At 46.6% G+C, this 13344-nt stretch carries 14 protein-coding genes; 10 read left to right on the top strand and 4 right to left on the bottom strand.

Features of this window, described 5'->3' with window-relative positions; all coding sequences use genetic code 11:
- Positions 1-260: 260 nt before the first annotated feature.
- From aroQ to fis, 6 genes are all read left to right on the top strand, one after another.
- Positions 261-710: a type II 3-dehydroquinate dehydratase gene (gene aroQ, locus AKJ31_RS15705; protein ID WP_053410051.1), complete on the top strand. Its 450-nt coding sequence runs from the start codon at positions 261-263 to the stop codon at positions 708-710.
- A 60-nt stretch (positions 711-770) separates the two neighbouring features.
- Positions 771-1232, top strand: coding sequence for an acetyl-CoA carboxylase biotin carboxyl carrier protein (gene accB, locus AKJ31_RS15700; RefSeq protein WP_053410050.1), 462 nt, complete (start codon positions 771-773; stop codon positions 1230-1232).
- A 15-nt stretch (positions 1233-1247) separates the two neighbouring features.
- Positions 1248-2591: an acetyl-CoA carboxylase biotin carboxylase subunit gene (gene accC, locus AKJ31_RS15695; protein WP_053410049.1), complete on the top strand. Its 1344-nt coding sequence runs from the start codon at positions 1248-1250 to the stop codon at positions 2589-2591.
- A 138-nt stretch (positions 2592-2729) separates the two neighbouring features.
- A complete protein-coding gene (prmA, locus tag AKJ31_RS15690; protein ID WP_053410048.1) occupies positions 2730-3617 on the top strand; it encodes a 50S ribosomal protein L11 methyltransferase in 888 nt (295 codons plus the stop codon).
- A gap of 139 nt (positions 3618-3756) precedes the next feature.
- Positions 3757-4725 (top strand): tRNA dihydrouridine synthase DusB, encoded by a 969-nt coding sequence (gene dusB, locus AKJ31_RS15685; protein ID WP_053410130.1) that lies wholly within the window; start codon positions 3757-3759, stop codon positions 4723-4725.
- A gap of 23 nt (positions 4726-4748) precedes the next feature.
- The gene (gene fis / locus AKJ31_RS15680; protein WP_000462885.1) at positions 4749-5045 is read left to right on the top strand and encodes a DNA-binding transcriptional regulator Fis; all 297 of its coding nucleotides are present in this window, start codon (positions 4749-4751) and stop codon (positions 5043-5045) included.
- Positions 5046-5123: 78 nt separating this feature from the next.
- On the opposite strand, the gene zntR is transcribed toward fis, so the two are convergent.
- On the bottom strand, positions 5124-5528 hold the full coding sequence (gene zntR / locus AKJ31_RS15675; RefSeq protein ID WP_053410047.1) for a Zn(2+)-responsive transcriptional regulator: 405 nt from the start codon (positions 5526-5528) through the stop codon (positions 5124-5126).
- 275 nt (positions 5529-5803) lie between these two features.
- On the opposite strand from zntR, the gene purH reads away from it, so the two are divergent.
- The gene (gene purH, locus AKJ31_RS15670; RefSeq protein ID WP_053410046.1) at positions 5804-7396 is read left to right on the top strand and encodes a bifunctional phosphoribosylaminoimidazolecarboxamide formyltransferase/IMP cyclohydrolase; all 1593 of its coding nucleotides are present in this window, start codon (positions 5804-5806) and stop codon (positions 7394-7396) included.
- A gap of 192 nt (positions 7397-7588) precedes the next feature.
- Positions 7589-8878, top strand: coding sequence for a phosphoribosylamine--glycine ligase (purD, locus tag AKJ31_RS15665; RefSeq protein ID WP_053410045.1), 1290 nt, complete (start codon positions 7589-7591; stop codon positions 8876-8878).
- Positions 8879-8956: 78 nt separating this feature from the next.
- Here purD and AKJ31_RS15660 read toward each other — a convergent pair whose 3' ends face one another.
- Positions 8957-9655, bottom strand: a complete 699-nt coding sequence (locus tag AKJ31_RS15660; RefSeq protein ID WP_211263065.1) for a DUF1481 domain-containing protein — start codon at positions 9653-9655, stop codon at positions 8957-8959.
- 81 nt (positions 9656-9736) lie between these two features.
- A complete protein-coding gene (gene hupA / locus AKJ31_RS15655) occupies positions 9737-10009 on the bottom strand; it encodes a nucleoid-associated protein HU-alpha (protein ID WP_053410043.1) in 273 nt (90 codons plus the stop codon).
- Positions 10010-10427: 418 nt separating this feature from the next.
- Here hupA and AKJ31_RS15650 point away from each other — a divergent pair, with 418 nt between their 5' ends.
- Positions 10428-11507, top strand: a complete 1080-nt coding sequence (locus AKJ31_RS15650; RefSeq protein ID WP_053410042.1) for a CNNM domain-containing protein — start codon at positions 10428-10430, stop codon at positions 11505-11507.
- A 230-nt stretch (positions 11508-11737) separates the two neighbouring features.
- Here AKJ31_RS15650 and AKJ31_RS15645 read toward each other — a convergent pair whose 3' ends face one another.
- Entirely contained in the window at positions 11738-12328 is a 591-nt protein-coding gene (locus AKJ31_RS15645) for a YjaG family protein (protein WP_053410041.1), read from the bottom strand.
- Between the two features lie 71 nt (positions 12329-12399).
- Here AKJ31_RS15645 and AKJ31_RS15640 point away from each other — a divergent pair, with 71 nt between their 5' ends.
- On the top strand, positions 12400-13326 hold the full coding sequence (locus tag AKJ31_RS15640; RefSeq protein ID WP_053410040.1) for a D-2-hydroxyacid dehydrogenase: 927 nt from the start codon (positions 12400-12402) through the stop codon (positions 13324-13326).
- The last annotated feature ends 18 nt before the right edge of the window (positions 13327-13344 follow it).

The raw sequence follows: 13344 nt of genomic DNA, 5'->3' as shown, positions 1-13344 counted from the left end.
ATTCTGACCTTTGAGTAGTTTTCGAGCGATGAAAATGGTGACAGGGAGATCGACACTGTGCCCTTGCTCCCATTTCTTGTACGCTTTTTTCACAAAATAAAAGTGATAAGACCAGTAAATTGCTGCTAAATGCGCTGAATTAGCTATAATCTTGGTCTATTTCAAAGATTCAGTCTAAATTTCACAAAGAAACCATGCTGAATCAGCGATAATATGGGAATATTTTAGTTCGTATCATGAAATAGGAAGATAGCGACACAATGACAACAAAATTACGCATTCTTGTCTTAAATGGTCCTAATCTCAACCTGTTAGGTCTTCGTGAACCAGCACATTACGGTTCTCAGACTCTGACACAGATTATCGATTCACTCGCGGTACAAGCCCAGCACGCTGGCGTAGAACTAGAGCATTTACAATCGAATCGCGAGTACGAACTGATCGAGAAGATCCACGCAGCCTATGGCAACGTGGATTTTATCATTATTAATCCAGCAGCGTTTACTCACACGAGTGTCGCTCTGCGTGATGCTCTTTTGGGTGTCGCGATCCCATTTATCGAAGTGCATCTTTCAAATGTACACGCCCGTGAACCTTTCCGTCATCACTCTTACCTTTCTGATAAAGCAGAAGGCGTGATCTGCGGCTTAGGTGCACAAGGCTACGAATTCGCTCTGTCTGCTGCGATTAAAAAGCTACAGGCAAAGTAACACATACACTCTGCAGCCCTTGAGGGCTGTCTTATTCACAAGATAAAAGAGAAAGACAAGATGGATATCCGTAAAATCAAGAAGCTTATCGAATTAGTTGAAGAGTCTGGCATTGCTGAGCTAGAGATCTCTGAAGGTGAAGAATCGGTACGCATCAGTCGTAGTGGCCCTGCTGTAGCACCTGCTCCTGTTCATTACGCAGCGGCGCCAGCACCTGTAGCTGCTGCTCCAGCGGCTCCGGCAGCAGCACCTGCTCCAGCAGCTGAAGCGGCTCCAGCAGTTCCAGCTGGTCACCAAGTTCTTTCTCCAATGGTAGGTACTTTCTACCGTTCTCCAAGCCCAGACGCAAAAGCGTTCGTAGAAGTAGGTCAATCTGTTAAAGCTGGCGAAACACTATGTATCGTTGAAGCAATGAAGATGATGAACCAAATCGAAGCTGACAAGTCTGGCGTGGTAACTGCAATCCTAGTTGAAGATGGTCAACCAGTTGAATTCGACCAACCACTTGTTGTTATCGAATAATAGAGGCCTTCTCTTATGCTAGATAAAATAGTCATCGCGAACCGAGGTGAAATTGCACTTCGAATCCTTCGCGCTTGTAAAGAATTGGGCATTAAGACCGTGGCAGTGCACTCAACTGCTGACCGCGATCTTAAGCACGTACTACTAGCAGACGAATCAATTTGTATTGGTCCTGCTCGTGGTATCGACAGCTACCTAAACATTCCACGCATCATTTCTGCAGCAGAAGTGACTGGTGCTGTGGCTATCCACCCAGGTTACGGCTTCCTGTCTGAGAACGCAGACTTCGCAGAACAGGTAGAACGCAGCGGCTTTATCTTTGTTGGCCCTAAAGCGGACACTATCCGCATGATGGGTGACAAAGTGTCAGCGATCACCGCAATGAAAAAAGCGGGCGTGCCATGTGTACCGGGTTCTGACGGCCCACTAGACAATGATGACGTAAAAAACAAAGCTCATGCTAAGCGCATCGGCTACCCAGTAATCATCAAAGCGTCTGGCGGCGGCGGCGGTCGTGGTATGCGCGTCGTTCGTAGCGAAGCCGAACTAGTTCAAGCTATCGCAATGACTCGTGCTGAAGCGAAAGCAGCGTTCAACAACGACATGGTATACATGGAGAAATTCCTTGAGAACCCACGCCACGTTGAAGTACAGGTAATCGCAGATGGCCAAGGCGGAGCAATCCACCTAGGTGAGCGTGACTGTTCAATGCAGCGTCGTCACCAAAAAGTTGTGGAAGAAGCTCCAGCTCCGGGCATTACTGAAGAGATGCGTAAGTACATCGGTGAACGTTGTACTCGTGCATGTCTAGAGATTGGTTACCGCGGCGCAGGTACGTTCGAGTTCCTATACGAAAACGGTGAGTTCTACTTCATCGAAATGAACACTCGTATTCAGGTTGAACACCCAGTAACAGAAATGGTGACTGGCGTTGACCTAATCAAGGAACAGCTACGCGTAGCAGCAGGTCAGCCTCTGTCGTTCACTCAAGACGATATCAAGATTCGCGGCCATGCAATCGAATGTCGTATCAACGCAGAAGACCCTGAGCGTTTCCTACCTTCACCAGGTAAGATTGAACGTTTCCATGCTCCAGGTGGTATGGGCGTTCGTTGGGAATCGCACATCTACTCAGGCTACACAGTACCGCCTCACTACGATTCAATGATCGGTAAACTGATCACTTTCGGTGAAAACCGCGACGTAGCGATTGCACGAATGAAGAATGCACTTGGTGAGATGATTGTTGAAGGTATTAAGACCAACGTACCTCTACAAGTTTCTATTATGAATGATGAGAACTTCCAGCACGGTGGTACAAACATTCATTACCTTGAGAAGAAACTCGGTCTGCAATAATCGACCCAATGTTCGAATCAAAATGCTCACTTCGGTGAGCATTTTTTGTTTTGAACAGAGACTACACTCAAATAACGTGACGAGTTCTGCTACACTCACCGCCAATCAATATTTCACCATCTAAGAGAGCACATACTCATGCCTTGGATTCAAATCAAACTTAACGCGACCAATGAAAACGCTGAACCAATCGGCGATATGCTCATGGAAGAGACTGGTGCACTGTCTGTTACCTTTCTAGACGCGCAAGATACCCCTGTATTCGAGCCTCTACCGGGCGAAACTCGTTTATGGGGTGATACTGACATTCTGGCACTGTATGACGCTGAAACCGACAGCAACCGAGTTATCGAGCAAATCAAAGCGAGCAACATGCTGGCGGAAGGTTTCGCTTACAAAGTCGAGCAACTTGAAGACAAAGACTGGGAACGCGAATGGATGGAAAACTTCCACCCAATGAAGTTTGGCGAGCGCTTATGGATTTGCCCTAGCTGGCGTGAAGTACCAGAACCTGACGCGATCAACGTAATGCTTGACCCTGGCTTAGCATTTGGTACCGGTACTCACCCAACCACATCACTGTGTTTAGAGTGGCTAGAAAGTCTAGATCTGTCAGGCAAAACCGTTATCGACTTCGGTTGTGGCTCTGGCATCTTGGCGATCGCCGCGATCAAACTGGGCGCAGAGAAAGTGATCGGGATCGATATCGATCCTCAAGCGCTACTAGCGTCAAAAGACAACGCACAGCGTAATGGAGTGGCGGATCAACTAGAAGTATACCTTCCTCAAGACCAACCTGAAGGATTGGTGGCGGACGTGGTTGTTGCTAACATTCTTGCAGGTCCACTACGTGAGCTTTCAGGCATTATTAAGTCTCTGGTTAAGCCAAATGGCGAGCTTGCGATGTCTGGCGTTTTGGATACTCAAGCAGAAGATGTCGCTAACTATTACCGTGACGAAGTTCAAATTGACCCTATCGTTGAACAGAACGAATGGTGTCGCATCTCGGGTCGCAAGCAAGGCTAGATAAGACTTTCAGCTCTAATTGACTGAATTTCATACTATTTACAGAAACAAATTGTAAATGCTCAAATATTAGTCTTTTCACGCAGTGAAAAAATGCGTAAAATGCGCGCCCTTGCTGGTACAGAACTGTGAAGACGTTTTGAAAATTGGAAACTACCAACTTAAGAATAATCTCATCGTTGCCCCTATGGCAGGTGTGACCGATAGACCGTTCCGAGAGTTGTGCCTCCGCTATGGTGCGGGTATGGCCGTCAGTGAAATGATGTCCTCAAATCCTAAGCTATGGAAAACGTCTAAGTCGAAACAACGCATGGTACATGAAGGCGAATCGGGCATTCGTTCTGTACAAATTGCGGGTTCCGATCCACAGCTGATGGCCGACGCTGCTCAGTTTAGTGTTGAGAACGGTGCTCAAATCATCGATATCAACATGGGCTGTCCAGCAAAAAAAGTGAATAAGAAGCTAGCCGGATCTGCTTTACTTCAGTACCCAGAACTTATCGAAGATATTCTGAAAGCGGTAGTAAATGCAGTAGACGTTCCCGTGACGTTGAAAACCCGTACTGGCTGGGACACAGACAATAAGAACTGCGTCCAAATCGCTAAATTAGCCGAAGACTGCGGCATACAAGCTCTTGCGCTACACGGTAGAACAAAAGCCTGTATGTACAAAGGTGAGGCCGAATATGACAGCATTAAAGCGGCAAAACAGGCCGTATCCATTCCGGTTATCGCAAACGGTGATATCGATAGCCCGGAGAAAGCCAAATTTGTACTGGAGTATACCGGTGCAGACGCTTTGATGATTGGACGTCCTGCCCAAGGTCGTCCGTGGATTTTCCAGGAAATCCACCACTTTTTGGAAAACGGCACCACAATGCCTGAGCTTCCCGCTGAGGAAGTAAAAAGCATTATGCTTGGCCATGTGAATGCTCTGCATAGTTTCTATGGTGAGTATCTAGGTCCACGAATCGCGCGTAAGCACGTGGGTTGGTACCTAAAAGAGCATGAGCAAGCGAGTGAGTTTCGCCGTACCTTCAACGCTATCGATGTGGCAGAACTGCAACTCGAGGCGCTAGAGGGTTATTTTGATAACGTTGCATCATAATTAAGAGAAGAGCTAGACCGAATATGTTCGAACAAAATCTGACTTCAGAAGCATTAACAGTAACGACAGTAACGTCACAAGACCAAATCACTCAGAAGCCTTTACGTGACTCTGTTAAAGCATCTCTTAAAAACTACCTTGCTCAATTGAACGGCCAGGAAGTCACAGAGCTATACGAATTAGTTCTAGCTGAAGTTGAACAACCACTACTAGATACTATCATGCAGTACACTCGCGGTAACCAAACTCGCGCAGCAACTATGATGGGTATCAACCGCGGTACTCTTCGCAAAAAACTTAAGAAATACGGCATGAACTAATACGTTCATACGTACATTCTGTTGTGAAAAAGCCGAGTTCAATTTGGACTCGGCTTTTTCTTTATCTAATGCTTTGCCTCACTCATTGGCCAGAGCACCAAGAATGGAGCAATGACTGGCATCGTCATCCACATGTCCGCAGCAAGCGTCATTGATTTTTCTTAACGCATTGCGAATTCGGGTCAATTCGAGAATTTTCTCGTCTATTAGCTCTAACTTGGCCGAAGTAATGGCTTTTACCTCCGCGCAGCTGTGTTCTGTCGCCTCCAATTTGATTTCTAGTAGCTCTTTGATTTCTTCTAAACTGAGCCCAAGGTCTTTAGCTTTTAGGATAAAACCGACCTGCTTTTGGTTGTTTTCATCATAGAGCCGATAGCCAGACTTACTGCGACCAGCAGGACGAATTAGCTGGTTTTTCTCATAGAAGCGCAGCGTGTCTGCCGTCACACCACAACGCTTTGCTAGTTCACCGATTTGGAACATAACCTTCCTTATTAACCATCTCGTTACTTTTAAAGGTAAAAATAGAGTTTTTTGCAAATATTTTTGCGATGCCAAACGATTGCGCGAGCTTTTTTGTAATAAATTGGTTAGAATGCACCCCGTCAAGTTCAGAGGCGACTAATTGAGCAAATTTAGTCGGTCAAAAGGTCTTTACCAAAACTGGCCAATATCTTACTACTCGCTGTAAGAACAAGTTCATTTTTGGCAAATATCTTTATCTTAATCTAACTCTGTGACTTAGAGGAAATGGAAGCATGAGTAACGCTCGCCCTATTCGCCGCGCCCTAATCAGCGTATCAGACAAAACAGGTATTGTTGAGTTTGCAAAAGCTCTGGCTGATCGCGGTGTTGATATCCTATCTACTGGTGGTACCGCTCGCCTGCTGGCTGAGCAAGGCATTTCTGTAACGGAAGTATCTGACTACACGGGTTTCCCGGAAATGATGGATGGTCGTGTAAAAACGCTTCACCCGAAAGTTCACGGTGGTGTGCTTGGTCGTCGCGGCCAAGATGATGACGTGATGGAAAAACACGGCATCAACCCTATCGATATGGTCGTGGTAAACCTTTATCCGTTCGCAGCAACCGTTGCGAAAGAAGGCTGCACATTGGCAGACGCGGTAGAAAACATCGATATCGGTGGTCCAACAATGGTTCGCTCAGCAGCGAAAAACCACAAAGATGTGACTATCGTCGTGAATGCTCACGATTACGACCGTGTGATTGCAGAAATGGATGCAAACGCTAAGTCTCTTACGTTAGAAACTCGCTTTGACCTAGCTATCGCGGCATTTGAGCACACTGCGGCTTACGATGGCATGATTGCTAACTACTTCGGCACTATGGTTCCTAGCTACGGCGAGAACAAAGAAGGTGACGAAGAATCGAAGTTCCCTCGCACGTTCAACCAACAGTTCATCAAGAAACAAGACATGCGCTACGGTGAGAACAGCCACCAAGACGCAGCTTTCTATGTGGAAGAAAACCCACAAGAAGCGTCTGTTTCAACAGCGAAACAAATCCAAGGTAAAGCGCTTTCTTACAACAATATCGCAGATACTGACGCAGCACTTGAGTGTGTGAAAGAGTTTGTTGAGCCTGCGTGTGTGATTGTTAAGCATGCTAATCCATGTGGTGTGGCACTAGGTAAAGACATCCTAGAAGCATACAACCGCGCTTACCAGACAGACCCAACGTCCGCTTTCGGCGGCATCATCGCTTTCAACAAAGAGTTAGATGCAGAAACAGCAACGGCTATCGTTGAGCGCCAGTTTGTAGAAGTTATCATTGCCCCTAAAGTGTCGGCAGAAGCGATTGAAGTGGTTGCCGCGAAGAAGAACGTTCGCCTACTTGAGTGTGGCGAGTGGTCAACTAAGACAACAGGCTTTGACGTGAAACGCGTGAATGGCGGTCTACTGGTTCAAGACCGTGACCAAGGCATGGTAAGCCTAGACGACCTGAAAGTCGTGTCTAAACGCCAACCAACTGACGAAGAACTAAAAGACGCACTATTCTGTTGGAAAGTCGCGAAGTACGTGAAGTCTAACGCGATTGTGTACGCAAAGGGTGATATGACTATCGGTGTGGGTGCAGGCCAAATGAGCCGTGTTTACTCAGCGAAAATTGCTGGCATCAAAGCGGCAGACGAGAACCTTGAAGTTGCAGGTAGCGTGATGGCATCGGATGCATTCTTCCCATTCCGTGACGGTATCGATGCCGCTGCAGAGGCTGGTATCAAATGTGTGATTCAACCAGGTGGCTCTATGCGTGATGACGAAGTTATCGCTGCAGCAGATGAACATGGTATGGCGATGATCTTTACCGGTATGCGTCACTTCCGCCACTAATCCTCTCGTCTTCACTGGGACGATAACTGCGTTGACGGCGTTCACTTATCCTAATCACATAGCGCACTATGCTCATAGGAATAAGGTCACTTGTCGCCTTGTCCTCGTCCCACTGAATTAGAGAGACCATACTCAGGTCTTTGAGAAATATCTGAGTTTGAGCAACCGAATTTAGAAATTAAGGATTTTACTATGCGAGTTTTAATTATTGGTTCTGGTGGTCGTGAGCACGCTCTTGGTTGGAAAGTGGCACAAAACCCAAATGTTGAAACCATCTTTGTTGCGCCAGGTAACGCTGGTACGGCTCTAGAGCCAAAGTTAGAAAACGTAAACATCGACGTTGAAGACGTCAAAGGCCTAGTTGCATTCGCTCAAGAGAAAGCCATCGAGCTAACGATCGTTGGCCCTGAAGCGCCATTGGTTATCGGTGTGGTTGATGCATTCCAAGCGGCTGGCTTACCTATTTTCGGCCCAACCGAAGCAGCGGCTCAGCTAGAAGGCTCTAAAGCGTTCACTAAAGACTTCCTAGCACGCCATAATATCCCAACGGCTGCTTACGCGAACTTCACTGAAATCGAGCCTGCATTGGCTTACGTTCGTGAACAAGGCGCGCCGATCGTAGTGAAAGCAGACGGCCTAGCCGCGGGTAAAGGCGTTATCGTGGCAATGACACTGCAAGAAGCAGAAGACGCGATCAAAGATATGCTAGCAGGTAACGCATTTGGCGATGCGGGTAGCCGAGTAGTGATCGAAGAGTTCCTAGACGGCGAAGAAGCAAGCTTTATTGTGATGGTGGATGGCAAGAATGTTCTGCCAATGGCAACTAGCCAAGACCACAAACGCGTCGGCGATAAAGATACGGGTCCAAACACGGGCGGCATGGGTGCTTACTCCCCAGCTCCTGTAGTCACACCTGAGATTCACGACCGCATCATGCAGGAAGTGATCTACCCAACGGTAGAAGGAATGGCAGCAGAAGGGCATCCTTACACGGGTTTCCTATACGCAGGTCTGATGATCGACCAAGACGGCACACCAAAAGTCATCGAGTACAACTGCCGCTTCGGTGATCCAGAAACGCAACCTATCATGATGCGTATGGAATCTGACCTTGTGGAACTATGCTTGGCCGCCATCGACAAGAAGCTAGACCAAGTAGAGTCAAAGTGGGCACCACAAGCGTCAATCGGTATCGTACTGGCTGCGGGTGGCTATCCAGCGGCGTACAATAAAGGTGACGTGATTTCTGGCCTTCCTCAGCAAGAAGTGGCAGGCGAGAAAGTCTTCCACGCAGGCACTGACAACAAAGATGGCGATATCGTGACAAACGGTGGCCGCGTACTTTGTGCAACAGCGCTTGGCAACACCGTTTTTGAAGCCCAGCAACGTGCATACGCGCTTGCAAAACAAATTAGTTGGGATGGTATGTTCCACCGCAACGACATCGGTTACCGTGCGATTGAGCGCGAGCAACAAAAGTAACGTGTATCGTGATGAGTAAAAAGGCGCTCCAGTGAGCGCCTTTTTTATTTTACATTGGGGATATATCAACGGATAGCGTTATTCTTCAATCAAACTCGGACGCTCGATGCAGTCATGGTCATCTTCGGCCAACATTAGCAGTTCTTCAACCACCACTTTATCGCTGTATTCTGCACCAAGAAAAGCCACATAGCTGTCTACCAGCGCTAAGCGATTCACAACAAAGCTTGGTAACGTCTGGTTAAACTCAACCTGGTCAAATGTTCTGCCCGCGCAGGTTTCAAACTCGCTACCATCCCAATAGCCCTGAACCAGTCTTAAATCCTGATCGTCTTGTTCTTTGGTGAGTCTAGTAATATCAGTTGCTTCTTGCTTCAACCAGCTGAGCTTGTTCTGAGTCAGTGGGAGCACTTTGCCATCAAGACGATATTGCTGGTATACCGCATCGCCCTCTTTACTGAATCGAACGTGGATTCGGTAAGGCACAAGCTTTTGGTTGTCTTTGATTTGCTCACCCTCGCGGATAAGCTCACGTAGCTCACCGTCCGCCCAACGGTAGTCGGTTTGATACCAGCCGTAATCCCCAGCCGCTACATAATCGGCTGCGGTGTATGGTGAAACAAGTTTCTCTGTGTACCAGTAAAGGCTCGTGGTGTCGCCCATCGTTTGGCCGCCGGTGTACTCGGTAAACTGCTCTAGCTTAGAGTTAGATGGACCTGAAGAACAACCGACCAGTAAAGTGACCAGCAGTGACGGTAATAAAATTTTTTTCATAATAAAAATATACGCCAAGATAGTGAGCTACCTTGGCGTATTTTAAACTATTCCAGAGAAAAACGCTGGATTTGCTTATTTAGATTATTTTACTGCGTCTTTCAGTGCTTTACCTGAAACGAATGCAGGAACGTTTGCTGCAGCGATTTGGATTTCAGCGCCAGTCTTAGGGTTGCGACCAGTACGTGCTGCACGGTGGTTAACTTTAAATGTACCAAAACCAATTAGTTGAACTTGGTCACCCTCTTTAAGTGCGCCAGTTACGCCTTCAAGAGTAGCTTCAAGAGCAGTTTTCGCTTGTGCTTTAGATAGGTCTGCTTTCTCTGCGATAAAGTCGATTAATTGGGTCTTGTTCATTAGGTTTCCCTTCTCATAGGTTATCGAATTCAGCTCACTCTAAAACAAAAATGCCCTATCTGGCAAAGGTTTGTAGGCGATCTTTGGCTTTCATGACGTACTTTTAACCATAATCTGAGTATTAACTCACAATTTGTTACTATCTGAACATCAGAAAGCGCTTGTTTTTATCTTGCTCTGACCTTATTTATTTAGCCGATAACGGCCTGCGAAGCCTGATATTGCAGGAATGTTACGTTAAAAAATTATCACACCAATAATGCCCAGGTATGATTGAACCTAACAGGAATGACACGTTCCAATAGGTAACATGCAAAGTTCGGTTGTGAAGTTTATATCAACGGCAATACAATTGTGATTGCTGTATCAAACACTACGCTGTTGATATAAGCGATGAACTCAACTCAATGGGAGCTTTATGTTGCTGCTAACTTTGTACGTCAGTATTTCTATTGGCGTATCGTTTATTTGTTCGGTTTTAGAAGCGGTATTACTGAGTATTACCCCAAGTTATTTAGCGCAGATGCGCCAACAAAACCATCCGTCAGCTGAGAAGCTATCAGCGCTGAAGTCAGATATTGATAGACCGTTAGCGTCTATTCTGACACTCAACACGATTGCTCATACGATTGGCGCTGCAAGTGCCGGTGCACAAGCCGCAGTTGTGTTTGGTAGCCAATGGCTAGGGGTATTTTCTGCGGTATTAACATTGGCGATCTTGGTGCTTTCGGAAATTGTGCCAAAAACCATAGGTGCGACGTACTGGCGACAGTTGGCACCGACTTCAGCAGTTGTGCTACGTTGGATGGTGTGGGCATTGACGCCGTTTGTTTGGTTCTCAGAACAGATCACCAAGCGACTAGCGCGCGGCCACGAAGCGCCAAAGATGCGAGATGAACTGTCTGCAATGGCGGTGCTGGCGAAAGAGAGTGGTGAGTTTGCCGAGGGTGAATCCAAGATTCTCGATAACTTACTCGGAATTCAAGATGTTCCGGTAACACAAGTCATGACACCGCGTCCTGTTGTGTTTCGCGTTAACGCTGAAATGAGTATCAACGAGTTTTTGCGTGATCATAAGGATACGCCGTTCTCAAGACCATTAGTCTACAGCCAATCCAATGACAACATTGTTGGCTTTGTACACCGTTTAGAGCTGTTTAAGCTGCAACAAGCGGGACTCGGTGAGAAACAACTGGGGTCAGTGATGCGACCGGTACACGTTCTGCTTAATACCATCGCATTGCCAAAGGCTTTTGAGCAGATGATGGCCAAACGCCTACAACTTGCGATGGTCGTCGATGAATACGGGACGGTACAAGGTATCCTGACACTGGAAGATATATTTGAGCATTTGGTGGGGGAAGAAATTGTCGATGAGGCAGACCGAGCCACCGACATGCAACAACTCGCCTTCGAACGCTGGGAAAAGTGGAAGAAAACCCACAGCGTAATCGAAAATCGTGACGAAGAAGAAACCGACAACGTTTCAGTTAAATAGATACTAATAAGGCTGGCCAAATGGCCAGCCTTATCGTTTGTTCGCTTTAAGCAACACTAGTCAGCGATTATACCAATCACAGTAAGTAAATGATCAGATATAGCGTAGGAAAAACACTTGAGAATAAGGCAAAATTTTTCGATAAGTAGTTATTCTACAATCAAAAATTTTAACGCAGTTATCGAGTGCTTTAACAAGCTAGGATGAGCAGTTATTTACTACGATTGGTACTAGTTAACGCTCACACCGATATTGCTGATGCCTTCATCACGCAGTTCTTCACGCAGGTCTTTAATCAAATCGATATCACGTTCCTGCGCATCTTTAAGTGGACGGAATATCGCCCACTGCACATCCCACTCAGCGCACACCGCTTCGTTATCTTTCTGATTGTCATTGGTAATCTCTTCACCGCTTTGCGCTTCTTCTAGTTGCGCTACCGTTACCACCGACTGCTGACTGACCTTTTGCATGCTTTCAAACAAATCGTCGCGATCCAGCAAGCCATGCAACAACGTTGAAAGGCCAATACACGCATCAATCGCGGGATAGACGCCGTAAAAGTCAAAATCTTCCGAACTTGGGATGATCTCTTCCAGCTTTTCAAGCTGACGCTCAAAGTTCACCTTCGCGTTTTTTACCGTGAGAAGTTCCCAAACACTATCAAGGATATCCCTGTAAATGCGCTCTTGCGCAAACTCAGTACTTTGACAAAACATGGCATAGTTTGGATACATACGTTCACATAGACACGCCATAAAGGTAATCTGTTTCCAGGGTTCTAACTTCTCTAAACGAAGCTGAAGAGGATTCTGTAGCATAGCGACTCATCGGTTGCAGAAATTAACAGCGAGAGTTTACTTGATAACCAGCAGGGAAAAAAGCAAAGGCGATGAACAATTTCACTCACAAACTGTACCTATTGACGGATGATAACTCCACCTACCAAAGTCTGATTGAGCAAAGCCAGTGGCCAGAGCTAGAAATCACTAACGAAAAGGAAGAGGCGACCATTCTGCTTGCTGCACCACCTAAGGCCTCGAACACTCTGTCTGAGTTTCCTAAATTGGAATGGATTCAGTCTGTTTACGCTGGCGTGGACGCGCTGATCCCTGCGTTGCAAGAACGTGAGATTGAATTGACCAACGTCAAAGGGATATTTGGCCAACTGATCGCCGAGTATGTATTAGGCTACACAATCCAGCATTATCGGCACTTTAAGGACTATCAAACCCTGCAAGCAGAAAAGCGCTGGAGTCCTAAACCGTATCAATCACTAACTGAAAAACGCATGCTGATTTTAGGTACTGGCTCAATTGGCTGCTATCTCGCCAATGCAGCAAAAGCGATGGGATTGAATGTTTCCGGTGTCAACCGTAGTGGTATCCCAGTCAAAAACGCCGCCTTTGATAGCACCTATCATATTCAGGAACTCGACACTGCACTTGAGCAAGCAGATATCATCGTCAACACCCTACCAAGTACTGCTGAAACAAAAGCGCTGCTTAACCAACAATCGTTCAGTCATTGTCAGCAAGCGTTGTTGTTTAATGTTGGGCGCGGGGATGTTATTGAGGAGAATGACCTGCTGTCCGCTATCGTTCAAGGCCATATTGAACACGCATTTTTAGATGTCTTTGCTGTAGAACCGCTCGACGACGCCCATCCATTTTGGCACAACCCTGCGATTACCATCACTCCGCATATCGCAGCACTGAGCTTTCCACAACAAGTGGTTGATATCTTTAAAGACAACTACCAACGCTGGCGAGATGGATTTAGCCTAGTCAACAGAGTCGACATTGAAAAAGGTTACTGATCACCAACTCGTCAAAGA

It is taken from the genome of Vibrio hepatarius (genome assembly GCF_001274785.1).
Taxonomy (GTDB): domain Bacteria; phylum Pseudomonadota; class Gammaproteobacteria; order Enterobacterales; family Vibrionaceae; genus Vibrio; species Vibrio hepatarius.
Note: the sequence above shows the minus strand (reverse complement) of the source record. Positions and strands in the feature narration are given on the sequence as shown.

Coding starts and splice junctions, on each gene's coding strand:
- accC (WP_053410049.1), top strand. CDS start 1,248: ATGCTAGATAAAATAGTCATCGCGAACCGAGGTGAAATTGCACTTCGA.
- aroQ (WP_053410051.1), top strand. CDS start 261: ATGACAACAAAATTACGCATTCTTGTCTTAAATGGTCCTAATCTCAAC.
- zntR (WP_053410047.1), bottom strand. CDS start 5,528: ATGTTCCAAATCGGTGAACTAGCAAAGCGTTGTGGTGTGACGGCAGAC.
- prmA (WP_053410048.1), top strand. CDS start 2,730: ATGCCTTGGATTCAAATCAAACTTAACGCGACCAATGAAAACGCTGAA.
- fis (WP_000462885.1), top strand. CDS start 4,749: ATGTTCGAACAAAATCTGACTTCAGAAGCATTAACAGTAACGACAGTA.
- accB (WP_053410050.1), top strand. CDS start 771: ATGGATATCCGTAAAATCAAGAAGCTTATCGAATTAGTTGAAGAGTCT.
- hupA (WP_053410043.1), bottom strand. CDS start 10,009: ATGAACAAGACCCAATTAATCGACTTTATCGCAGAGAAAGCAGACCTA.
- AKJ31_RS15640 (WP_053410040.1), top strand. CDS start 12,400: ATGAACAATTTCACTCACAAACTGTACCTATTGACGGATGATAACTCC.
- AKJ31_RS15650 (WP_053410042.1), top strand. CDS start 10,428: ATGTTGCTGCTAACTTTGTACGTCAGTATTTCTATTGGCGTATCGTTT.
- AKJ31_RS15645 (WP_053410041.1), bottom strand. CDS start 12,328: ATGCTACAGAATCCTCTTCAGCTTCGTTTAGAGAAGTTAGAACCCTGG.
- purD (WP_053410045.1), top strand. CDS start 7,589: ATGCGAGTTTTAATTATTGGTTCTGGTGGTCGTGAGCACGCTCTTGGT.
- purH (WP_053410046.1), top strand. CDS start 5,804: ATGAGTAACGCTCGCCCTATTCGCCGCGCCCTAATCAGCGTATCAGAC.